Annotated in this window: 21 protein-coding genes and 1 pseudogene; 14 read left to right on the forward strand and 8 right to left on the reverse strand. The window is 64.0% G+C overall.

The window, feature by feature from the left end; translation table 11 throughout:
* Positions 1 to 72: 72 nt before the first annotated feature.
* The 5 genes from BN971_RS20365 to BN971_RS20385 all read left to right on the forward strand — a co-directional run bounded on the left by BN971_RS20365 (position 73) and on the right by BN971_RS20385 (position 4,302).
* Positions 73 to 588, forward strand: coding sequence for a single-stranded DNA-binding protein (locus BN971_RS20365; protein ID WP_085179749.1), 516 nt, complete (start codon positions 73 to 75; stop codon positions 586 to 588).
* 46 nt (positions 589 to 634) lie between these two features.
* On the forward strand, positions 635 to 892 hold the full coding sequence (gene rpsR, locus BN971_RS20370; RefSeq protein ID WP_085179748.1) for a 30S ribosomal protein S18: 258 nt from the start codon (positions 635 to 637) through the stop codon (positions 890 to 892).
* Between the two features lie 31 nt (positions 893 to 923).
* The gene (gene rplI, locus BN971_RS20375; RefSeq protein ID WP_085179747.1) at positions 924 to 1,382 is read left to right on the forward strand and encodes a 50S ribosomal protein L9; all 459 of its coding nucleotides are present in this window, start codon (positions 924 to 926) and stop codon (positions 1,380 to 1,382) included.
* Between the two features lie 533 nt (positions 1,383 to 1,915).
* Positions 1,916 to 3,292, forward strand: coding sequence for a replicative DNA helicase (gene dnaB, locus BN971_RS20380; RefSeq protein ID WP_085179746.1), 1,377 nt, complete (start codon positions 1,916 to 1,918; stop codon positions 3,290 to 3,292).
* 659 nt (positions 3,293 to 3,951) lie between these two features.
* The gene (locus BN971_RS20385) at positions 3,952 to 4,302 is read left to right on the forward strand and encodes a hypothetical protein (RefSeq protein ID WP_085179745.1); all 351 of its coding nucleotides are present in this window, start codon (positions 3,952 to 3,954) and stop codon (positions 4,300 to 4,302) included.
* 496 nt (positions 4,303 to 4,798) lie between these two features.
* Here the strand turns inward: BN971_RS20385 and BN971_RS20390 are convergent, their stop codons facing one another.
* Positions 4,799 to 5,242 (reverse strand): winged helix-turn-helix transcriptional regulator, encoded by a 444-nt coding sequence (locus BN971_RS20390; protein ID WP_085179744.1) that lies wholly within the window; start codon positions 5,240 to 5,242, stop codon positions 4,799 to 4,801.
* Positions 5,243 to 5,373: 131 nt separating this feature from the next.
* Here BN971_RS20390 and BN971_RS20395 point away from each other — a divergent pair, with 131 nt between their 5' ends.
* The 3 genes and pseudogenes from BN971_RS20395 (at position 5,374) to BN971_RS20405 (ending at position 9,297) form a co-directional block, all read left to right on the forward strand.
* Positions 5,374 to 6,249, forward strand: coding sequence for an oxidoreductase (locus BN971_RS20395; RefSeq protein WP_085179743.1), 876 nt, complete (start codon positions 5,374 to 5,376; stop codon positions 6,247 to 6,249).
* 214 nt (positions 6,250 to 6,463) lie between these two features.
* Positions 6,464 to 6,649 (forward strand): annotated as a pseudogene (locus tag BN971_RS26035) (MMPL family transporter); the annotation flags it as partial.
* 446 nt (positions 6,650 to 7,095) lie between these two features.
* Positions 7,096 to 9,297, forward strand: coding sequence for an FAD-dependent oxidoreductase (locus tag BN971_RS20405; protein ID WP_085179742.1), 2,202 nt, complete (start codon positions 7,096 to 7,098; stop codon positions 9,295 to 9,297).
* Between the two features lie 600 nt (positions 9,298 to 9,897).
* Here BN971_RS20405 and BN971_RS20410 read toward each other — a convergent pair.
* Both BN971_RS20410 and BN971_RS20415 read right to left on the reverse strand, forming a co-directional pair.
* Complete coding sequence (locus BN971_RS20410; protein ID WP_211279781.1) at positions 9,898 to 10,584, reverse strand: alpha/beta hydrolase; 687 nt, start codon at positions 10,582 to 10,584, stop codon at positions 9,898 to 9,900.
* Between the two features lie 2 nt (positions 10,585 to 10,586).
* Complete coding sequence (locus tag BN971_RS20415) at positions 10,587 to 11,597, reverse strand: alpha/beta fold hydrolase (protein WP_211279780.1); 1,011 nt, start codon at positions 11,595 to 11,597, stop codon at positions 10,587 to 10,589.
* Between BN971_RS20415 and BN971_RS26040 the strand changes: the two genes are divergently transcribed.
* Positions 11,578 to 12,183: a CGNR zinc finger domain-containing protein gene (locus BN971_RS26040; RefSeq protein ID WP_085179739.1), complete on the forward strand. Its 606-nt coding sequence runs from the start codon at positions 11,578 to 11,580 to the stop codon at positions 12,181 to 12,183. The two genes, BN971_RS20415 and BN971_RS26040, sit on opposite strands and share 20 nt — an antisense overlap.
* A gap of 57 nt (positions 12,184 to 12,240) precedes the next feature.
* Here the strand turns inward: BN971_RS26040 and BN971_RS20425 are convergent, their stop codons facing one another.
* Positions 12,241 to 12,957, reverse strand: a complete 717-nt coding sequence (locus BN971_RS20425) for an SDR family oxidoreductase (RefSeq protein WP_085179738.1) — start codon at positions 12,955 to 12,957, stop codon at positions 12,241 to 12,243.
* 226 nt (positions 12,958 to 13,183) lie between these two features.
* The gene (locus BN971_RS20430) at positions 13,184 to 13,636 is read right to left on the reverse strand and encodes a nuclear transport factor 2 family protein (RefSeq protein WP_169718558.1); all 453 of its coding nucleotides are present in this window, start codon (positions 13,634 to 13,636) and stop codon (positions 13,184 to 13,186) included.
* A gap of 494 nt (positions 13,637 to 14,130) precedes the next feature.
* On the opposite strand from BN971_RS20430, the gene BN971_RS20435 reads away from it, so the two are divergent.
* Together BN971_RS20435 and BN971_RS20440 are read left to right on the forward strand one after the other, a co-directional pair.
* On the forward strand, positions 14,131 to 14,973 hold the full coding sequence (locus tag BN971_RS20435; RefSeq protein WP_085179736.1) for a serine hydrolase: 843 nt from the start codon (positions 14,131 to 14,133) through the stop codon (positions 14,971 to 14,973).
* A 288-nt stretch (positions 14,974 to 15,261) separates the two neighbouring features.
* Positions 15,262 to 15,843 carry a carboxymuconolactone decarboxylase family protein gene (locus BN971_RS20440; protein ID WP_085179735.1) on the forward strand — a complete coding sequence of 194 codons (582 nt, stop codon included), beginning with the start codon at positions 15,262 to 15,264 and terminating at the stop codon, positions 15,841 to 15,843.
* A 41-nt stretch (positions 15,844 to 15,884) separates the two neighbouring features.
* Here the strand turns inward: BN971_RS20440 and BN971_RS20445 are convergent, their stop codons facing one another.
* The 3 genes from BN971_RS20445 to BN971_RS20455 form a co-directional block, all read right to left on the reverse strand.
* Positions 15,885 to 16,280, reverse strand: a complete 396-nt coding sequence (locus BN971_RS20445) for a MarR family winged helix-turn-helix transcriptional regulator (protein ID WP_169718557.1) — start codon at positions 16,278 to 16,280, stop codon at positions 15,885 to 15,887.
* 284 nt (positions 16,281 to 16,564) lie between these two features.
* On the reverse strand, positions 16,565 to 17,800 hold the full coding sequence (locus BN971_RS20450) for an oxidoreductase (protein WP_085179733.1): 1,236 nt from the start codon (positions 17,798 to 17,800) through the stop codon (positions 16,565 to 16,567).
* A gap of 67 nt (positions 17,801 to 17,867) precedes the next feature.
* A complete protein-coding gene (locus tag BN971_RS20455) occupies positions 17,868 to 18,353 on the reverse strand; it encodes a redoxin domain-containing protein (RefSeq protein ID WP_085179732.1) in 486 nt (161 codons plus the stop codon).
* A gap of 89 nt (positions 18,354 to 18,442) precedes the next feature.
* Here BN971_RS20455 and BN971_RS20460 point away from each other — a divergent pair, with 89 nt between their 5' ends.
* The 3 genes from BN971_RS20460 (at position 18,443) to BN971_RS20470 (ending at position 20,790) form a co-directional block, all read left to right on the forward strand.
* On the forward strand, positions 18,443 to 19,075 hold the full coding sequence (locus BN971_RS20460; RefSeq protein WP_085179731.1) for a TetR/AcrR family transcriptional regulator: 633 nt from the start codon (positions 18,443 to 18,445) through the stop codon (positions 19,073 to 19,075).
* A 134-nt stretch (positions 19,076 to 19,209) separates the two neighbouring features.
* Positions 19,210 to 20,016: a cytochrome P450 gene (locus BN971_RS20465; RefSeq protein ID WP_085179730.1), complete on the forward strand. Its 807-nt coding sequence runs from the start codon at positions 19,210 to 19,212 to the stop codon at positions 20,014 to 20,016.
* Between the two features lie 54 nt (positions 20,017 to 20,070).
* Positions 20,071 to 20,790: an NUDIX hydrolase gene (locus BN971_RS20470; RefSeq protein WP_085179729.1), complete on the forward strand. Its 720-nt coding sequence runs from the start codon at positions 20,071 to 20,073 to the stop codon at positions 20,788 to 20,790.
* The last annotated feature ends 281 nt before the right edge of the window (positions 20,791 to 21,071 follow it).

Raw genomic sequence — 21,071 nt, forward strand, 5'->3', positions numbered from 1 at the left:
CGGCGCCGCTGCGTACGCTCAGCGAGACACTCATGACCATTTACCGACCCCAGGCGGACCCAGGAGGAAAACATGGCTGGTGACACGACGATCACCGTTGTCGGAAACCTGACCGCCGACCCCGAGCTGCGGTTCACCCCGTCGGGCGCCGCCGTCGCCAACTTCACGGTGGCCTCGACGCCCCGCATCTACGACCGTCAGAGCGGGGAATGGAAGGACGGCGAGGCGCTGTTTCTGCGCTGCAACATCTGGCGGGAGGCCGCCGAGAACGTCGCGGAAAGCCTCACCCGCGGCGCGCGGGTGATCGTCACCGGCCGGCTCAAGCAGCGGTCCTTCGAGACCCGCGAGGGCGAGAAGCGCACGGTCGTCGAGGTCGAGGTCGACGAGATCGGCCCGTCGCTGCGATACGCCACCGCCAAGGTCAACAAGGCCAGCCGCAGTGGCGGCGGGGGCGGCGGGTTTGGCGCGGGCGGTGGTTCCCGCCAGGCGCCGGCGACGCCGCCGAGCGGCGGATCCGGCGACGACCCATGGGGCAGCGCCCCGGCGTCGGGCTCCTTCGGCGGCGGCGACGAAGAACCGCCCTTCTGAGCCCACGAACATCTAACGAGCAGTAGGAAACGAAAGAAAGACAGACATGGCCAAGTCAAGCACCAAGCGGCGCCCGGCTCCGGAGAAGCCGGTCAAGGCGCGCAAATGCGTGTTCTGCTCGAAAAAGGGGCAGGCGATCGACTACAAGGACACCGCGCTGCTGCGCACCTACATCAGCGAGCGCGGCAAGATCCGGGCGCGCCGCGTCACCGGCAACTGCGTGCAGCACCAGCGCGACGTTGCGATCGCGGTGAAGAACGCCCGCGAGGTCGCCCTGCTGCCCTTCACGTCTTCGGCGCGATAACCGCCGCACGCTCAACGAAAGTACGTAAACGATGAAGCTGATACTGACGGCCGACGTCGACCACCTCGGTACCGTCGGCGACACGGTCGAGGTCAAGGACGGCTATGGCCGCAACTTCCTGCTTCCGCGGGGCTTGGCGATCGTCGCCTCGCGCGGTGCGCAGAAGCAGGCCGACGAGATCCGGCGGGCCCGCCAAACCAAGATGGTGCGCGATCTCGAACACGCCAATGAACTCAAGACGGCGATCGAGGCGCTGGGCCCGGTGTCGCTGCGGGTGAAGACCGCGGCCGACTCCGGAAAGTTGTTCGGCTCGGTTACCTCCGGGGACATCGTGGGCGCGATCAAGAAGGCCGGGGGGCCAAACCTCGACAAGCGGATCGTCCGGCTTCCCAAGGCTCACATCAAGGCGGTCGGCGCCCATCGCGTCTCGGTGCACCTGCATCCCGAGATCGACGTGGAGGTCGCCCTCGACGTGGTCGCGGACAGCTAATCCCGAAGCATTAGCTCCCCTCTGGTCGGCCGGCCCGTATGGCGGCCGCCGGGTTTGCCTCGCGCTGGCGCATGCCCCGCGCCCGTTGAACGGGCGGTCGCGAGGGTCCGCCCCAGCGAACCAAATCCGTGCATGCGCGCCACGCCGCCCTTAACCAGGACTTAACGCGGCCAAAATCTGGGTGAAAGACAACACGCCCGGCGCAGTAACCTGCGGCGACACGCCGTAGCGATTCTTGTCCACACCAAATGTATGGCGTTGTATGGCGCTTATCTGCAGGGATGTCGTAGCGCCCCGAATTGCTCCACAGGTTTTCCACACCCCGTTCAACACAGCTGCCGACAGATATGCACACGCCATGCACAGCTTCATGAACAGCGGCCCTTTCGGGGCACCGCCAGCAACGTCTAACGTCGTCCCGGCGCGAGGTGTGCGAGTTCCGTCGGGCGGAAGTGTCGGCGCCTTGGCTTACGCTCTGAAGACCGGTTATCGAAAGTTTGTTCGGGTGCGTGTGTCAAGGGAGGAGGCGGCCCGTGGCGGTCGTCGATGATCTGGCGCCGGGCATGGATTCATCGTCGCCCAGCGAGGATTACGGCCGTCAACCGCCGCAGGATCTCGCCGCCGAGCAGTCGGTGCTGGGCGGGATGCTGCTGAGCAAGGACGCGATCGCCGATGTCCTGGAGCGGCTGCGGCCCGGGGATTTCTACCGCCCGGCGCACCAGAACATCTACGACGCCATCCTGGACCTCTACGGGCGGGGCGAGCCGGCCGACGCGGTGACGGTGGCCGCGGAACTGGACCGCCGGAACCTGCTGCGCCGCATCGGCGGGGCGCCGTATCTGCACACCTTGATCTCGACGGTTCCGACGGCCGCCAACGCGGGCTACTACGCCGGCATCGTGGCGGAGAAGGCCCTGTTGCGCCGCCTGGTCGAGGCCGGCACGCGGGTGGTGCAATACGGCTACGCGGGCGCCGAGGGCGCCGACGTGGCCGAGATCGTCGACCGCGCCCAGGCGGAGATCTACGACGTTGCCGAGCGCCGCATGTCCGAGGACTTCGTCCCGCTCGAGGACCTGTTGCAGCCGACGATGGACGAGATCGACGCCATTGCCTCCAATGGCGGTATCTCGCGCGGGGTGCCGACGGGTTTCACCGAGCTCGACGAGGTGACCAACGGTCTGCATCCCGGGCAGATGATCATCGTGGCCGCGCGCCCGGGCGTGGGGAAGTCGACACTCGGGCTGGACTTCCTGCGGTCGTGTTCGATCAAGCACCGCATGGCCAGCGTCATCTTCTCGCTGGAGATGAGCAAGTCCGAGATCGTGATGCGGCTGCTGTCGGCGGAGGCGAAGATCAAGCTCGCCGACATGCGGTCGGGCCGGATGAACGACGACGACTGGACCCGCCTGGCACGGCGCATGAGCGAAATCAGCGAGGCGCCTTTGTATATCGACGACTCGCCGAACCTGACGATGATGGAGATCCGCGCCAAGGCGCGCCGGCTGCGGCAGAAGGCCAACCTCAAGCTGGTCGTGGTCGACTACCTGCAGCTGATGACGTCGGGCAAGAAGCACGAGTCGCGGCAGGTCGAGGTGTCCGAATTCTCGCGCCATCTCAAGCTTTTGGCCAAGGAGCTCGAGGTGCCGGTGATCGCGATCAGTCAGCTCAACCGCGGACCCGAGCAGCGGACGGACAAGAAGCCGATGCTGTCGGACCTTCGCGAGTCGGGAAGTTTGGAACAAGATGCCGACATGGTCATCCTGCTGCACCGGCCCGACGCGTTCGAGCGCGACGATCCGCGCGGGGGAGAAGCGGATTTCATTCTGGCCAAACACCGTAACGGTCCCACGAAGACGGTGACCGTCGCGCATCAGCTGCACCTCTCGCGCTTCACCAACATGGCGCGCTGACTGCAGTGTCGAGATTCAACCAAGAGATTAACGAGTAGGCGATTCTGGTTCACCTAGATCGCCGGCCGCCGGGGAGGCGGCCCAGCGATTTCGACGCCTTCTGCAGGTCGGGACGGCGATCGGTCAAAGTTGTTCGATCGCAATCATTGATGCGTGTAAACGCAGGTCGCACCGCCCGTTTATCTCAGCTTATTCGGTCATTCGGCTTCGCGAACCTGTCTTGATTGGATAGCTTCTCCGCATGTTCGTTGCCGGTGGTCGGCTCGTGCAACGCGGAGACTTCGACGTCACGGCGCTGATGCGATCTCGCCCGAGGGTCTAGGCAACCACGGGGCGTATCGGCGAAATGAACTCCTAAAGTCGAATATCCGATTGGGCCGATACGTCTCGGCCTGTGGAACACGACCGACGCCTACGTTGCGAACGGCGCCACGGCGCGTTCCTGGTCCCTGACGACGAAGGCGCCGTCGCGCAGCTGCGCCCACACGATCGTCGAGGACGACCGAGGCAAGAGCCGGACCGGATCGAGCCGGCGATGAAACGCCCGGGATGAGGCCGGGTGGGGCGCCAGGCGTAAACGGCCGGCCCGGGCTGCGCGATACGGCCTAATGGCTAGCTCGACGCCGGTCAGTGACACCTACCGGGCTAGCCTGGCGGTTGTGTCCAACAGCTTCTTCAACAACCCCGCCACACGCGCCTTCAACAGGCTGGTCGTCGGCATGACCAGCGTCCCCGTTCTCGGCCGCATCGTCGGTCGCAACCTGGTCGAGATCCGCTACACCGGGCGCAGGTCCGGGCGTAGCTTCCAGACCCCGGTGAACTACCGGCTGTCCGGTGATCAGGTCACAATTCGCGTGATGGGGCCGGGCTCCAAGAGCTGGTGGCGCAACTTCCTCGGCGACGGGGGATCTATCACGCTGGTCAACTTCCGCGGCGCCGACCGCACCGGGCACGCGGTCGCCACCCGTGATGACGACGGCAGGGTCACAGTCCGGGTCCAGCTGGACTAGACATCGAGCGGGCGAGCGGTTCGATTGCACGGTCGTCATAGATCGACCCGATGCTCAGCGGCGCGGCTAGCGAGGAGGGGTGCACGCGCGTGGGCCGATGATCACCAGGCCCACCCCGCCGGCTGCACGGTCCCGGTAGTAGGCCACGGCCTGCTCGGTGAACTGACCCGACCACGGATTGTCGACCCACGTTGGGCCTTGGCTGGGCTGGTCGGGGTTGTCGCTGAATGCGTCTGTAGCGAATGGAACCCGAACACTGCGCCGGTGTCTGTCTGCTCGTCGGACTGCGTTATGCAGCTCGCCGGAAAGCGTGTCGACTGGTGCGCCGGTGCAGCATCGCCGCCCGGAAAAGTGTTGTGCTGAAGTATATTTCAAAGGTCCGGCAGATGATCGGCGCAGCCAAGACGCCGCGATTATTCATGGATGTCGGCAGTTATCCACGAGAGTGGACCCTTAAAGGGCCCAAGGGGGCTTGTGTTCTTTTCCGTACTTTGGTTTAGGGAGCGCGGTTGTCGTATGCCGCGCGGTTGGCCAGTACGTCATCCATGTGGACCGGCGCCCAGGTCTTGAGGCCGCGCAACGTTTGGTGCAGTGACAGACCGAGGTCGGTCAGCTCGTAGGAGACGGTGACGGGGACCGTGGGCGTCGCTGTGCGGGTAATGAGACCATCACGCTCCAAAGAGCGCAGCGTTTGAGTGAGCATCTTATGGCTGACGCCGGCCAATAGGCGGGACAATTCTGAGTAACGCATCGGGCGCGGCTCACCAGCACAGTGGTCGCCTAGCCGATGAGAGCCGTCACTGCCCAGCGTGGCCAGGATCAGTGTGACCCACTTGTCGGAGATGCGGCCGAGCAGCTTGTGGCTGGGACATGCCGCCAAGAAAGCGTCATATTCCGCTTTGGCTTGTGCCTTCTGGGCCGCCGCCGTCTTTGTTTCCATCGAGGTCTCCTCTCACGCCGAGGTGTGTTAGGCACTCCAAAGTGCGTACTTCCTGTCGGCGAGTTACTCACCGATACTCATGCAAGAAGTTCGTGGGCGCCACCGCCCAGCTCAGCTGGAAAGGCAGAAGTATGAGCACGTCCCCGACAGCTCTTCCCGGCGGCACCTGGAACCTGGGCGGGCTGACCGTCACCCGGTTCGGCTACGGCGCGATGCAGCTCGCCGGCCCCGGGGTGGTGGGACCGCCCGCCGACCACGGCAGCGCCCTGGCCGTGCTGCGCGAGGTCATCGAAGTCGGAATCACCCACATCGACACCTCTAACGCCTATGGACCGCGCGTCACCAACCAGCTGATCCATGAAGCCCTGCACCCATACCCCGAATCACTTCACATCGTGACCAAGGTCGGCGCGAACCGCGACCAGCAGGGTGGCTGGCCCCCGGCTCGAAAGCCCGAGGATGTGCGCCGCTCCGTTTACGAGAACCTGGAAACGCTCGGTGTAGAGGCCCTCGGCGTGGTAAATCTGCGACTCGGTAACGCCGCCGGATCCCAATCCGGCTCGCTCGCAGAGCCGTTCGAGACGCTCGCCGAACTCCAGCAACAGGGAATGATCCAGCACCTCGGCGTGAGCAACGCGACGGCCGAACAAGTTACCGAGGCGCAGGCGATTGCGCCGATCGTGTGCGTGCAGAACGCGTACAACCTCACCTACCGCCAAGACGATGAGCTGATCGACTCGCTTGCTGCACAGGACATCGCCTATGTGCCCTTCTTCCCCCTAGGAGGATTTAGTCCGCTGAAGTCTTCGGCCCTGACGGCCGTAGCCGCCCGGCACGACGCGACGCCAATGTCGGTCGCCCTCGCTTGGCTGCTGTACCGGGCACCCAACATCCTGCTGATTGCGGGCACCTCATCGGCGGCGCACCTGCGCGAGAACATTGCCGGAGCGCGACTCTCGCTCTCCGACAAGGACATCGCCGAGCTCGACAAGTTCGGCCACGAGTGAGGCAATTCGCGTGGACGCTCCGACCTACGCGTATGCCTTCTGACCTCTCGCAGCCACCCCGATGGCGCAACCTGCAAGCCCGCGGCGCGTCGATGAGGCGGTTGTGGAATCGCTGCGAACATCAGGGCGACCCAACGGCGCTCAACCTGGCCAGCCGTCAGCGGTTCATCCGCTTGCGAATGTGCCCGCCTCGCTGCGAAATCCACCCACCCCAATCTGGCAGGACCTGTTGGGCATGCCTGTGCACCGGGTGGTCATGCTGATGTCGGTCAGCATCCTGTTGGCGGTGGGATCGGACTACAACCCGCTGCTGGTGTCCCGATTTGAGGAGTGGATCCACGCCGCGTTGAAGACCGGCATCATCCGCTCAATGGCAGGCACGGGCGGCGTGGTCCACGCCGACTGGCTTCGCTCGTCGCCGCCACTACGGCCGCGATGACGCTCAGCAACGCAAAGCACTCTGAATAGAGATTGTCGCGCAGCGGTTGTTTCCTGACCGGCCAAGGACACTTTCGGTTCACTCCCGCTCTGACTGGTCCGGTGAATCCTCGGCAAAGATTGCGTGCTAATTGCAGGTAGCGACCGCTTGGCGAGCGTACTGTGCGAGCCCAGGGGCGGCCACGGAACGGAGCTCTGATGCCTGCCGCGCGATGACTCTTGAACTCCACGCGCCGCCGATTGTGGCTGAGTTGCGCTAAACCGACTCCGACAGTGTTGACGGCAACCCATCGCAGACCTTCTCTCACCCGCGCGGTATGCGGCTCCCGAAGCATCTCCGAGCGGCGCCGGTGCGCGTGAGGGCATCCCGGATCCCCTATACGTTGCACAGAAAGGTTGAACTGACATATGAACACGTCGCAGCCCGAGGTCACCGCGGAAGCCAAATCGAAAGAGTCGATCGCCATAGTCGGCGGCGGAATCACCGGCTTGTTCAGTGCTTATGTCCTTGCACACGAAGGCTATTCCGTCGACTTGATGGAGTCCTCCGATGAGTTCGGCGGACGTATCCGGTCTTTCCTGCTGCACCGGGACCTGATGGACGAGGCCGAGAATCAGGAACGAGAGAGCAAGCCGCACAGCGTCAAAGACAATGCCGTCATCAACGAGCTCGATGTCGTCGACGGACGGTACGAGAACCTCGAGTTCTGCGCTGAATTCGGTCCGATGCGAATCGAACTCGAAGTCCAGGTGTTATTGGGATTCCTCCTCGAGCACTTGGGCATTCTCGATCACAGGCAAAAAGGCACGCGCACCAAGGGCGATAGGGATTCCGCTGAGAACATCAAGGTGCGTTTGAAGGCAGCACACCTTGAGCCGTTTCCGTCGTTCACCTCGCCGGTATCAGATGAAGACCCGGTCTACCAGCTGCGGCCAGACGAGGAGAATAAGAGCCCGCTCGAATTGATGAACCTGGCGCTGTGCCGTGCCGTGGTCCACAGCTTCATCGTCGAGGACGAGCGTATGCAGGACGTCGACAGGACCAAATGGACCCAACCCGACACCGGTAAACCCAAAGCCTACAAGCAGAAGCGTGAGGCGTTGATCGCCGAGTTACGGGATGGCGCTGCGGTGCAGGAACCGCCCGGGCCGATTTTCACGAGGTGGGCCAAGACTCTTCGCGAGGACGACTACTGGGTGATCGCGCGGTACGGTCATATCAAGGTCGACGCTGGCGACGAGTCCGTAGATGTTCCTTTGTACGCCATGGGGTTTTGGAATCTCATGTCTATTTACCTGAGTCACAATGCTTTGACTAAAGTCCGCGACCTCGGCACGTTTTATCACCTGCTGCCCGAGAATCCGAACGCCGCTCACTGGTTGACCTGGCAGCTGCGGTCCCTGTCGATCAGCAGCCAGCTACAGGGCATCTACGGCGGCATGCAGGCCATCATCGCGAGCCTGCTCCACAAAATGAACTACCCGCCCTCGCCGGGCCTGGGCGGTGGGCCGGGAGTGTGCACCGTAGGCAAGGGGGAGATCCGTCTACATTTGAACGCACACGTCGCCACGATCGGCCGGCCCGAAACAGGGAGTGGACTCGGGCTCACATTCGCAAAAGGAGGAGAGCACGCGCGCGCCGATTACAGCCGGGTGATACTCGCCCTGCCGAAATCACCAGCGCACGAAATCGTCATGGCGAGTCAGGTTCTCAGGGACGCCCACAACCAACTCGAGGGCGAACGCTATGCCGCGCTCCCCACGATTCTCGATTCGTCCTTCGGGTTTCCCATGGTCAAGACATTCTTCGTGGTCCGCGACCGCTGGTGGGAGGAAACCAAACGCACCAACTGGTTCGCCACGCGATTCCCCACCCGCGAAGTCCACTACTGGAAAAGCCGCGACCCGAACAGCCGTCGCGGCATGGTCATGCTCTACACCGACCGGCCCGCATCGTCATTCTGGGCCAACTACGTACCTGCCGGCCCACAGAATGATGTCGAAGAGCTCTGCCTCCCCAAACCACCGAAACCGAAGGACGGCAAGGACGCGACAGACGATCAGAAGCGTGAGGAACCGGTCGACAAGAACCGCAAGATGATTCGCGCACGCCTCAAACAGCGTCTCGTGCAATACATTAACGACAATCACGTGCCCGATATCACTGAAGCCGACATCATCTGGTGCGGCATCATGGACTGGGGTCGGATGCCCTACGGCGCCGGCAATCACGCGTGGCGACCCGAGCGGCCGTTCTGGCAGGCCATGGCAGACCTCGCCGACATCACGTTAGACAAAACGGCGGGGCCGCACATCCACATCTGCGGTGAGGCCTTTGCCGACTACACCGGCTTCATCGAAGGATCGCTGCGCTCAGCGACTTACGCGCTGACAAAGATCCTTCAAAAGGCCCCGGGAGAGGGCACCGAGCACGTTGTCCGCAAGATCCTCGGCGCTATTGTGGAAGATGGCAAGCTCGAAGAAGCATTCAAGGACACGAAACCGGAAGACCCACCAGCGAAGATCCGAAAGCATGACTACCTCGAAGACTTGGTGTCGTGGGTGGACAGCCTAGACACCTGCCGATGGGACCATCCGCCCACGGCGTAGGCTCCACGATCCGATAACGGTGCCGGGGGCCCTCCGCCGACGCCTGCAGCTTCGGGTGTCCCCCTCGGGCCAGGGAGTTGTCGCAGGCCGCGGGTGTGCGGGCACCCGCGCACCGGTATTTGAGATAAATCGTTCTCCGTCGCAGCATCGCCGACGAGCAGCGCGCGCGGGGCCAACTGAGCATGGGCTCGGACGATCACGCTGCCCGCCGATCATCGTCGGACTAACGTCTAAGCTCGCATCGAGACAAATTCGCACGCAATCGTCGAACTTCTTTGGCCGCAAGTAATTTGGCGACGTGCTTACTGCACATAATGAGCGCCCCGATACGTGTCAGTGACAGGATGTGGCCGGCCCTGCCGGGAAGGGCCCACGTCGTCACCATTTTCGATGAAGGGCACCTCGCGATCGGCTCGTGTCAGCTAAGTTCGCTGTTCGCCGCGTCCGCCCCATCCCGTCGTCAGCCCGCCAAGGTCTCGGTTTCGACCACGCGGCTTACGCCTTGGCCACGTGGTTGTCGTGGCTACCCACCGCCGGGATCGGTCCACGGTCAGAAGCAGGGGCGATGGCGAACGGACGCTAATCGTTAGCTGCCGCGGTTCATGAGGAGTGGTTGGCCGCGGCGAGCAGTATCTCGGTGACGCTATCGGGGTTGGTGAGCATTGGTAAGTGGTCGGCATCGACGGAGTGGATGGTTGCGTTCATTCGGGTGGCGACGAAGTGCTGGGTTTCTGCGGCGATCATGCGATCGTTTTCGGCGATGAAGGACCAGCTCGGCAGATCTTTCCAGGCGGGCCGCGGGGCGGGTGCGGAGATGCATGATGGCGAGAGGGGACGCTGGACTGCGGCGAGCATGGCGCATTGTTCAGGGCTGGCGTTTTGTGCGAATGCTGCTGCGAAAGCGCTGTGCGGCAACCAAATCAAGCCGTGACGATCTGGCTCCAGGGCAGGGGCGAGACGATGGGCAGGAGCGCGGTGAAACAGACTGGCGACGGTTTCACCCTCGTCGGGTGCGATCGCGGCGACGTAGACCAAAGCTGTCACCGAATCGGTATGTGCCGCGCTGATGACCGCGCCGGCGTACGCGTGACCGCCGAGAACGGTTCGCCCCGGGATGCGCTCGAGAACTCGGTTAAGCGCTGCGATGTCCTCGCCGAACGAGGTCAGCGGTAGGGGTGCTGCGACGACGTTGTGGCCGCGCTGCTGTAGTTGATGGATGACGGGTGCCCAGCTGGAGCTGTCGGCCCACGCGGCATGGACCAGGACGAAGGTTGTGTCGGTTGTCATCGTCATTCCGCCGCGAAGGTGGCGGCCATCAGTGTTTCAATCTGCAGCGCGATTTCATCGAGTTCTTCTTCCAGTGCGAAGTGGCCGGTGTCGAGCAGCACCACCTCGGCGTCGGGAACGTCGTTGCGGTAGGCCTGGGCGCCGGCTGGGATGAAGAACGGGTCGTTCGCGCCCCAGATCGCCAGCAGTGCGGGTTGGCGGCGGCGCAGCCATGCCTGCCACTGTGGGTAGCGGGGCGGGTTGTTCTGGTAGTCCCACAGCAGGGCCTTCATGTAGGCGGCGCGGCCGGGACGGTCCAGCACGAGCTGATCGGCCAGTGCCTGCTCGGGGTCGATGTGTTCGACGTCGCGGGCGCCGGCCTGCCACTGATGCTGAGTCCCGGCCAGGCTGACGAACCAGTCGACAGTCGCCTCACCGGCATCCTTATCGGCCCACCACTCCGCTAACGGGGCGACGCCCGGTCCGAAACCCTCGGTGTAGGCGTTGCCGTTTTGGGTGATGACCGCGCGGACCCGCTCGTCGTGGTCGAGGGCAATACGAAATCCGACCGGCGCACCGAAGTCGAACATGTACACCGCATAGTCGCCGATGCCGAGCGCGTCGATGGTCGCGGCGGTGACCACCGCCAGATCGTCGAAGGTGGGCTCATCAGGCAGCGGGTCAGAGGAACCAAAACCGGGGTAGTCGATCGCGACGACATGCCAGTGGTTGGCCAGCAGGTCGATGAGCCGCACGTACGCTCGGGTGCTCGACGGATATCCGGGCAACAGCACCAGGGTCGGTCGCGATCGATCACCGGACTCACGAACAAAAACCCCTAGACCGTCGACATTGATCCTCTTGTGGCTGATGACACCCATCGCGACACATGCCCCCATCGACTCATGTAACTGTTGAAAATGTATATCAGAGGTTACGCAGCCGCTTGATAACCTGTCAACTTGTACCTGAGGGGTTACCAGTGCTTCGGCGATCCGCCGGGAGGTGAGGCTGATGCAGCCGCTCGATCTCATCGTCGGCCTCGCAGGACACCCTGCCCTGGAACTGCTGAACAGCCGGGCCACACCGTCCCCGGGTGCAGAGCCCATCGAATTGATCGGAAACGGCGCTGATTATCTTCAGTGGCTCGCGCGCACGGAACTCATCGATCACGACGACCTCGTAGTACTCGAGGATCTGTTCCACGCTGATCAACTCGACGCTGCCGCCGCGGACGCCCGTACTCTTCGGGAAAAGCTGCGGCCGCTTCTGCTGGCCTGGACCGGCGAAAAGCCGGTGCCATTCCCCGCAGATGTGATCGACGAGCTCAATGCGCTGCTGTCCCAGGATCGCCGATACACCCAACTCAACCCCGACAACGACGACACGATGATGCTGCATGAGCGGCGGCACTGGGAGCAGCCCACCCAGCTTCTGGTCCCCTCCGCACAAGCCTGGGCGCACCTGCTCGTCGACGCCGACCCGACCCTGATCCGGCAATGCCCTGGTTGCACCATTATCTTTTACGACCGCACCAAAGCCCACCGCCGGCGGTGGTGTTCCATGGCACTGTGCGGCAACCGCGCCAAAGTACGGCGCCACCGAACATCCGCCGGCTGATACACCAACGGGACAACGTGAACCGCCGCCGGCAGCGGCCCAATCGCCGGCAAGGGATCACGTCAGATGCTGGCCGCCGTCGACCTTCAGCGTCACACCGCTTAGAAATGTGTTCGTCATCGCGAAAAGCACGGCATCGGCCACCTCCTCGGCCGTCCCTATCCGCTGCGCCAAGTTGGTGCGGCTCGCGTTCCCGAAGTGGTCGCGCTTGCCCTGTTCGCCCAGCGAATCCCACGCGCCGGAGTCAATGACACCCGGAGAGATCGCATTGACCCGGATCGGAGCTAGCTCGACAGCCAACGAGCGCGTCAAAAAGTCGACCGCACCGTCGGTGATCGCCACCCCAAGAAAGCCGACATTGATCTTGAAAGCGGGAAACCCCGAAAAAAGGACGAACGACCCATCCCGATTGATCTGTGCCGCGAAGCGTTTCGCCAGCATCATCGGCCCAAGCACCTTGGTATCAAACGATTTCAGCAGGCTCGCACGCTCCAGCGCATCAAGTCTTCCCCGTGCGCGCGCCGAGACCGCCGACACGACATGGTCAACAAGCCCTACTCGCTGTGCGAGGGCCGCGATCGACGAATCATCGGTCACGTCCACAATCTCGGCATCGATACCTGGGTCCTGGTAAGCGGCTGCCAATCGGGCCTTGTCGCGCCCGGCAACCACGACTCGAGCGCCCTCAGAACGGGCCACAACCGTGACGGCACGCGCAATACCACCCCCTTGCCCCACCACGACAACGGTCTTACCCCGCAACGTCTCGCCCACTCTACAAACCCCTTTCTGCTGCGCCGCGCCAATGGCTTTGTGCTGTGCCGCTGAGGAAGTCGTCGACGAGATAAGCCATTTTCAGCAAGCGGGCCCGACGCGAAGTCGCCCGTGCCCGACCATGATGTGAACCCAGGAAGGAGCAGAATCGTCGGCGCGTTGGCGGATCGAGCGCCACTCGATCGATACCACGCAGATGTTCTGCGACGTCCGCGCCGCAGCGGCCTCAGCCGGGATGGCGCGCCGGCTCAATCTTGCCGGTGTCGATGAATTGGCGGTGTCGTATAATCTTGTGGCCCTGGAGTTCCCAGATGTGGGAGTAGTCAACCTCCACATGTTTACCGGTCGCACGGTTCGTTCCCGTGAACCGCCCGACCGATACGACTTTATCGCCGTCGCAGATGAATTCGTGCGGTGTGAGCGTGTACGGTTCCCACTCTTGCATTGCCGGTACCAGCATGCCCTCAAGGACTTTTTGCGGGCCGCGGCCGGCGACCTTGTAGTCCATCATGGTGATCCACTCAATGTCGTCAGACATCAGGTCGAGAGCGCCGCCTGGATCGCCGGCAGTCAACTTTGCGTAGAGTTCCTTGACGATCTCGACGGGCGCCCGGCGGCTCGCAGTCCTTGCTTCAGGTTCCGAGCCCGGTACCGCTAGCGGTTCGTGGTCGCGCGTCAAGGCTTCACGAACCTTGTGCGATGTCCGGTCGACACCCTCCGTGGCTGCTGCAACCCTCCGCACCTCACCCTCGCGTAACCATTGAATGCTCTTTTAAAGAGTTACGCATGGGTATGTCGATTGTCAAGAGCCAGGCTGCTGGGCCAGGCGATAACCTGCGCAGCCAGGCAGCAACTCGGCCACGCTATCGCGTCCATGAGTGCGGTGACAGTGCCGGCCCTGAGGCCCTCGCATTCCAGCCAAATCCGAACGGCGTTGTGGGGCGGCGTTGTTGAGTGGCGCGCTGAAAAGATGTTGCGGAACTCGCCGCGGTGTCGGTGCCTCCATCGATGCGCCCTTAAGGCGCCGCAACGCTCAGCTTGAAACGTAACAGTAAATGAGACAATCCCGTATGGAACGGCGTGAGACAACCTGCTCCTGCGCAGGTCAGGCGACCGCGACAGGAAACGGAAACTGAGAACCTACAACACCGGAGATCGTCGGAGCGGACCCCAATGACCCGAGGGCTGGAGGCACTGCAGCGATCGATCGACGACGTCACGGGTGCGACCGCCGACGTCGACTGGTCGATCTGCATTCGCGATGCGGAGGGTCAGAAATTGGCGTGGTCCAACGCCGATCGTTCGATGCGGACGGCGAGCATCGGCAAACTCCTGTTGCTCGTCGAGGTTGCACGGCAATGCGGCGCAGGCGATCTCACGGGTGCCACCGTGCTCGCCCGGGATCCGGAGCTCCAGGTCGCCGACTCGGGCATCTGGCAGCACCTTCGTATCGAGAAGTTGCCCATTGACGACCTCTGCGTGCTGACCGCCAGCGTCAGTGACAATCTGGCCACAAACGTCCTTCTCAAGCGCGTGGGCCTGCCCAGGATTCGCGACCTTGCCGAGTCCCTTGGCTTGGTCCACACGATGTTGCTGGACTACGTCCGAGATCACCGTGGCCCCGATGACCCGCCGACACTGTCTACGGGGTCGGCATCGGAGTTGTCGCGTCTGATAAGTCAACTGGCCCGCAAGGACCTGATCTCATCGACGGTTTCGGAACAGGTGAATGCGTGGCTGGCTACTGGCGTCGATCTGTCCATGGTCGCGTCCGCTTTCGGCCTCGATCCGTTAGCCCATGCGGTGTCAGATCAAAACTTGCTCGTCCGCAACAAAACTGGCACCGATACGGGGGTCCGGGCAGACGTCGGAACGGTGGGCCGAAACGACGTGTGTTTCGCCTACGCTGCGATCGCCAATTGGGACGCCGCGGGTCCCGACCTCCGAGACGCGGCGCTGCGGGGGATGCGTGCCATCGGCGCGTCACTGAGGTCCGTCGTCGAAGGCGTTTCGTGAGGACGAACCGCCGCTCGGCGCATCCTGCCACGACGGTGACCGTCTGAGGCTGCCGCCGGATTCACGCACGCGGCCCGGTCGGCATGGCGGACCGCGGTCGCACGCGCGACGAAGTTGCTGAAGAGGCGGCCCAGCAAGACCGTTCAGCGGGGCGCGACGTGTGGCCGCATCTAGCATTGCCTACGATAGATAGCTATAATATATAGATATCCGCGACAGCTGCGGTCGCGGCGATTGCGTCGATACGTGGTGCCGTGTCACCGGAATGTTGGAAGAAAGGACCTTCGGATGCCTCACCTGAACAGCTACCCGTTCGCGGTCTCAATCCCGTTGCCCACCGATGAAGAACTCGGAGCGGACGACGTGAAGTTCCTGCACGACTACGGCCGCAACTACAAGGACGGACGGATGATGATGGGCACCGGCGTCGGGCGCCCGATGATTGCCCTGGCGCGGGCCGTATTTCGGGTCGACGGTGTCGATCCCAAGATCCGCGAGTTCATCGTTCTGCGCATCGCCAAGATTCTCGGCTGCGTCAACCCGTGGGGGCCGAATCTGCGGATGCTAGACAATCTTGGCGCTACGGAAGCCGAGAAGGAAGGCATCCAGAACGACGGCCCGGTGACTGGCCTTGACGAGGACGCGGCTTTGGTCATGCGCGCGACTGAGGAGATCACCAGCACCGCAGGCTTGCAAGACGCCACCCTGACCGCGCTCAAGGATCGATTCGGCGATCACACCGCACGAAACTACATCGTGGTGATCTGTTGGTACAACATGTTCAATCGCTTCCTGATCAGCACCCGGGTGCCCGCCGAAAGCGAACAGGAAGTCATCGACAAAGTCGGCGATCAAACCCTGCCGGCCTGATCTAGACGTGTCGAAGACGCTCGGATGAACACTTCGTGGTCTCAGTGGTCCAGGCCGTGGGCGGCCAGGCGATTCATCAGCTCGCCGGCACGACGCAGGGTGTCCTGCTCGCGGCTGCTCAGTGTCGCGTTGATGGCCTCGCAGAGCCAGCCGTCTCGGCGCTGTCGATCGTCGGACACATATCGCCGGCCGGCCGCCGTGATCTCGATGAGGACACGGCGAGCATCGTCGGGATCGCGGCCGCGCCGGATGAGTCCCTCGCGCTCCAGAAGCCGCAGAGACGCCGCGACGTTGGAGGTCGCCATGAGCAGGTCCGCCGCGATTTGCCCCGGCGACGCCGCCGCGCCGCGGCGCTCGATCGCACCCAGTACCAGTGCGTCAGACAGCGGCACCGAGCCCGACGCCATCTCGCGGCGAAGACGCCGTTGCAGCGCCATGAGTTGACGACGGAAATCCGCCGCTTGATTTTGATTCATCCTGCGGGCTTCCGGGGACCACGGACGCAACCGGTGGTCCTGACGACAGTTTGCGCGACGCCGGATAAAAATATCATATAGCTATTCTACATAGATATTCGATCATGTTGCACGAATTGAGGATTCATTATGACGAGTAGTCAAGGCAAAGCCTCCCGACTCGCAGAGCGGGCTCGGGAGTCAGGCTTCGCCGCCCTGCAGTGCAGCGGTCTGGCGATCGCCGCGTCTCACCTCGGAGGTGCTGACTACTCGATTGCTTCCCTGCCCGAGATGGTTCCCAGCGATTGCTGATTGCTCGTTGCGTCAGCGCTTTTGGATCGGAGGCGGCTGTCGTCATGGCCTTGCGGGCGGGCAGCCCCGCCCGTCGTCGCGGCGACTTCCCAGTCTTTGACAGTTGCTACTGGCCCGAACAGATCGGCGGGCACGTCAGGCGACAGCGGTTGGCCCGTTCGCACGCGCCGCGGCCAGTCCCGGTTGGCCAGCGCGGGTTTGGCAAGGGCGACGACATCGGCGGAGCCGGAGTCGATGATCGAGGCCGCGTCGCGGGGATCATCCAGGTGGCCGTTGGCGATGATCGACAGCCCGCTGTACTGCTTGGCAAGCTGTGCCAACGTCATTCCGGCCGCTCCGAAGGCCGGTGCCAGAGCTCGGTACTCGGTGGTGTGGATGTAGTCGATGCCGGTGTCGGCCAGTGCGGTGAAGATCGCGGCGGCGTCATCCTCGCCGCCCGCCCACCGATGATGATTATCTGAAACCTTGCCCTGGGAGATACGGATACCAACGGCGATGTCCGCACCGACGGCGGCTGCGACGTCACCGCAGACCTCGCTCGCCAACCGGACGCGGTTGGCGACGCTGCCGCCGTAGCTGTCGGCGCGGGTGTTCATGTATTCGGTGAGGAATGCGTCGAGCAAATATCCGTTGGCGCCATGGATCTCGACGCCGTCGAACCCCGCGTCGCGTGCCAACCGGGCCGCGTCGACGAACGCGGCGCGGACCTGACCGATCTGCTCAGTGGTCATCGCCTCGGGTACCTGAAATGGCCCTGACCCGCGGTACATCGCCAGCTGCTCACCCCGGGGACGCACTGCTGAGGGCCCCCAGGTGGCGGTGGTGTGCGGGTTGCCCTGTGACTGGCTGCCGGCGTGCGTCAGTTGGGCGAAGAACTTCGACCCGGCGGCATGGACGCCGGCGACAACTGGTTTCCAGGCCGCGGCCTGAGCGGGATTGGCGATGCCGGGTTGGAAGAAGTAACCCTGGCTGGTCTGTTCATCGATGTAGAGACCTTCGGTGATCAACAGTCCGAACTCACCCTCGGCGAAAGTCCGGTAATAGGAGCCGATCCGATCGGTGGGAACACCGTCGGCCGTCGCGCTGACTCGGGTCATCGGCGCCAGCGCGACGCGGTTCCCCAGGTCAACCCCGCCGATGGATGCCTGCCGGAACAGCGGTTCATAGCGTGGTCGCTGTTGCCATGACATGGACTCGGTTACCCTCGTCGTCGAGTTTTATTGGGATCTCATCGAACCGGAGCCTTGGGGCACCTGCTCAACGAGCCTCCGGGTGGTCGGTCAGATATCGGATGAAGCCGACGACGTCGTCAGCGACCAGCCGCCCGATCGCCCCGCTTGAGTACACGGCGAGCCGTATCGTCCCATCGGGCGCCAGGATGAAGCCAGTCGATTGCAGATAGTGCGGATCGTCGTTGACGTACGCACCTACCGCCGCGGCGACCTTGCCGGCGTCGGCGCTGTGGCCAACCGGAAAACGCAGCCCGCGTTTGGCGACGAGCGCCGCGGACGTGTCCTCATCGTCGACGGAGAAGGCGACTACTTTGGCACCGAGTTCGCTCAGCGTGTCGAGCGCGCGCGAGAACGCGCTGAGTTGCGCGTTGCAGTACGGGCACCAGGAACCGCGATAGATCAAGATGACCCCGTAGGAGCCGGCGAGGTCGCCGGGCAGCGACATCATGCCGCCACCGACGGCGGGAATCTCGAGCGCGGGCAGCGGCTGGCCATAGTTGAGTCGCGACATCGGCTTCCCTTCACGGTGGTTCGTTGACTACTCGGCATCATGCTGCGAGAAAACTGGACTGACAATTCCAATCCGGATAGTGTGCGGCCATGGCTTCGAAGGGGGGTCGTCCTACCGCACGGCTGACCGATCGCGGCGCGGCGACGAAGGCTCGCATCGTGGCTGGAGCGGCCACCCTCGTTCGGGAGTACGGGGTCGCCGGGACGAGCCTGGACGCCGTGATGACGGCCACCGGCACCAGCCGGTCGCAGCTGTATCACTACTTCGAAAACAAAGACGCGCTCATCGGTGAGGTGATCAAAACCCAGTTCGCCCGCGTGATCGCCGCGCAGGAACCGCTGCTGAGCGAGCTCTCCTCCTGGGAGGGTCTGCAGCGCTGGTGCGATCATCTCGTGTCCATGGTCAGCGAAACGCAAGGTGTCGGCGGCTGTCCACTGGGCTCACTCGTGAGCGAGCTCGCCGACCGATCCGAATCGGCGCGACAGGAGCTCGCGCGGTCCTTCGCCGACTGGCAGTCCTATTTGTCCAAGGGCTTCGCGGCTATGCGCGCCAATGGGGAACTCGCCGCTGAGGCCGACGCGGACGATCTCGCGTTGACGATGATGAGCGCGCTGCAAGGCGGACTACTCATGGGGCAGGCCACGCGTAGCGCCCGTCCCCTTGAACTCGCACTCAACATGGCCCTGGGGCACGTCGCCAGATACCGGCGCAGCACGGCTTGAGGGCGCTTGTGAAGCTAGCCGACTGTCCAGAGTTTCCCCCCGAGGCGGGAGCCGCCCTGCCCACGGACCGCGGCCTGGGTTGGCGCCTGGCGCGACAGGCCGGCCCGGTTCTGCGCGATCCAGGGGCTAACTGGGTGTTCGTGGTGGGGCGGGTGGAGGTGTTGGCGCATCTGGACGATGCAGGGTTGGATCGCGCCCGTGCCGTGCCCGACAGCGATCTCGAGGTTCACCGCCAGCTATTCGCGCCCAAAGCAGCCCACGACATCGCCGCGCAGTTCCGTCCGATCGCCGCCGCGCAGATCGATCGATTCGTCGCCGCCGGCGGCGGCGACGCGGTGGCCGACGTGACCACGCCGATGGCCGGCGCCCTTTTCGATATCGTGTCGCGCCTGCGGCTGTTGCCCGTGGGACACCTGTATGGGCGGTCCGGCCACGTCTTTTTGGAGGCGTGCCGCAACCTGTTCAAACACGCCGGCTGGCACTTATTCGAATTGGCACGCCGCCCCGAGCTGCGCGACGCGCTTCGACGCGAGCCCGAGCTGATACGCGAGTTCGTCGAAGAGGTCCTGCGGTTGGAGCCGATGGTGCAGGGTTGCCAGCGCTTCACCAACCAGCCAACGACCGTCGGGGGTGTAGAGCTGCCGCCCGGCGTGGTGGTGATGTTGTGCATCGCTGCGGTGCAGCGCGACGGCAGTGACGCCATGTCCACCGATGATCTCGTGATCGGCGTCAGGGCCCACCGGCATTGGAGTCTGGGTGCCGGGTCGATGCGGTGCCGCGGCGGGCACATCGTCCGGCAGGTGTTGCGCGTGCTGGTCGAGGAGTGGGTGGACCGGGCCGGGCATGTGGCAGTGGTCCCCGGCTTCCGGCCGGAGGCCGAGTTCCCGATTACACAGAGCACCCTGTGGCTGCCGGAGTTGCCGCTAGTGACGAGCGCTTAGTACCGGTTCACGATCACGACGCTCCTGGCCGCGGGCCGTGCATATAGTCGAGCGGTGACGATCCCCTACGACGGCGCGCTGCGCGAACGGGTGCGCGCGAACATCGCGGGTCACGACCGCCGGGCGGTGACCGACCCGAGCAGGCGGCACGCGGCCGTCGCGGTGGTCCTGGTCGACTCCGAAGTGGGCGAGGACAGGGTCAACCCGGTGTCGGTGGAGGACTGGAACGCGGGCCGGCCCATGCCCGGCGCCGACCTCGACGGCCGTATGGTCGGCGTGTCCGGTGGCGCGGCATTCCTGCTGTGCCGCAGGGCAACTCGGCTCAGTTCCCATTCCGCGCAGTGGGCGCTGCCGGGCGGTCGGCTGGACCCCGGCGAAACCGCGGTCGACGCCGCACTGCGGGAGTTGGATGAGGAGGTCGGCATCACTCTGTCCGGCGACGACGTGCTGGGGCTGCTCGACGACTACGCGACGCGGTCCGGCTACGTCATCACCCCCGTGGTGCTGTGGGGCGGCGGTCGGCTTGACCCCCGGCCCGCGCCCGACGAGGTGGTCGCGGTCTATCGGGTCGGGCTGCACCAACTGCAACGCGACGATTCGCCGCGGTTCATCGGCATCCCCGAGAGCCCGCGGCCGGTGGTGCAGATTCCGTTGGGAAACGACTTGATTCACGCGCCGACGGGCGCGGTGCTGCTGCAGGTGCGCTGGTTATGCCTGGAGGGTCGCCACGACCCCGTCGACGGTCTCGAACAACCGGTGTTCGCCTGGAAATAGCGGGGAACCGACCGACCTACGCCGCGGCCGTTTGGGCAGTCGGTACGGAGGCCACCTCGGAGTGCAAATTCCCGCAGGCTTCGCAATTCACCGCGTACTCGAGCAGGTTTTCGCCATTCTCCAGGAACCGGTAGTTGGCCCACGCCATACAACGCGGGCACCGGGTACGGCCTCGTTCGACTGTCATTGCTTACGTCCCCCTCGCTTACGTGCGACGCCCTCGGATACCCGCTGTCCGAGGGCTTGAATCAAGCCCTCCCGGACCCGTTGTCGCACAACAC

The organism is Mycobacterium bohemicum DSM 44277, assembly GCF_001053185.1.
Classification (GTDB): domain Bacteria; phylum Actinomycetota; class Actinomycetes; order Mycobacteriales; family Mycobacteriaceae; genus Mycobacterium; species Mycobacterium bohemicum.

Excerpts from the sequence above, each read along its gene's own strand:
- BN971_RS20365 (WP_085179749.1), top strand. The coding sequence starts at position 73 with ATGGCTGGTGACACGACGATCACCGTTGTCGGAAACCTGACCGCCGAC.
- rpsR (WP_085179748.1), top strand. The coding sequence starts at position 635 with ATGGCCAAGTCAAGCACCAAGCGGCGCCCGGCTCCGGAGAAGCCGGTC.
- rplI (WP_085179747.1), top strand. The coding sequence starts at position 924 with ATGAAGCTGATACTGACGGCCGACGTCGACCACCTCGGTACCGTCGGC.
- BN971_RS20390 (WP_085179744.1), bottom strand. The coding sequence starts at position 5,242 with ATGGAAACAAAGACGGCGGCGGCCCAGAAGGCACAAGCCAAAGCGGAA.
- BN971_RS20395 (WP_085179743.1), top strand. The coding sequence starts at position 5,374 with ATGAGCACGTCCCCGACAGCTCTTCCCGGCGGCACCTGGAACCTGGGC.
- BN971_RS20405 (WP_085179742.1), top strand. The coding sequence starts at position 7,096 with ATGAACACGTCGCAGCCCGAGGTCACCGCGGAAGCCAAATCGAAAGAG.
- BN971_RS20410 (WP_211279781.1), bottom strand. The coding sequence starts at position 10,584 with ATGACAACCGACACAACCTTCGTCCTGGTCCATGCCGCGTGGGCCGAC.
- BN971_RS26040 (WP_085179739.1), top strand. The coding sequence starts at position 11,578 with ATGCAGCCGCTCGATCTCATCGTCGGCCTCGCAGGACACCCTGCCCTG.
- BN971_RS20415 (WP_211279780.1), bottom strand. The coding sequence starts at position 11,597 with ATGAGATCGAGCGGCTGCATCAGCCTCACCTCCCGGCGGATCGCCGAA.
- BN971_RS20435 (WP_085179736.1), top strand. The coding sequence starts at position 14,131 with ATGACCCGAGGGCTGGAGGCACTGCAGCGATCGATCGACGACGTCACG.
- BN971_RS20440 (WP_085179735.1), top strand. The coding sequence starts at position 15,262 with ATGCCTCACCTGAACAGCTACCCGTTCGCGGTCTCAATCCCGTTGCCC.
- BN971_RS20445 (WP_169718557.1), bottom strand. The coding sequence starts at position 16,280 with ATGGCGCTGCAACGGCGTCTTCGCCGCGAGATGGCGTCGGGCTCGGTG.
- BN971_RS20450 (WP_085179733.1), bottom strand. The coding sequence starts at position 17,800 with ATGTCATGGCAACAGCGACCACGCTATGAACCGCTGTTCCGGCAGGCA.
- BN971_RS20455 (WP_085179732.1), bottom strand. The coding sequence starts at position 18,353 with ATGTCGCGACTCAACTATGGCCAGCCGCTGCCCGCGCTCGAGATTCCC.
- BN971_RS20460 (WP_085179731.1), top strand. The coding sequence starts at position 18,443 with ATGGCTTCGAAGGGGGGTCGTCCTACCGCACGGCTGACCGATCGCGGC.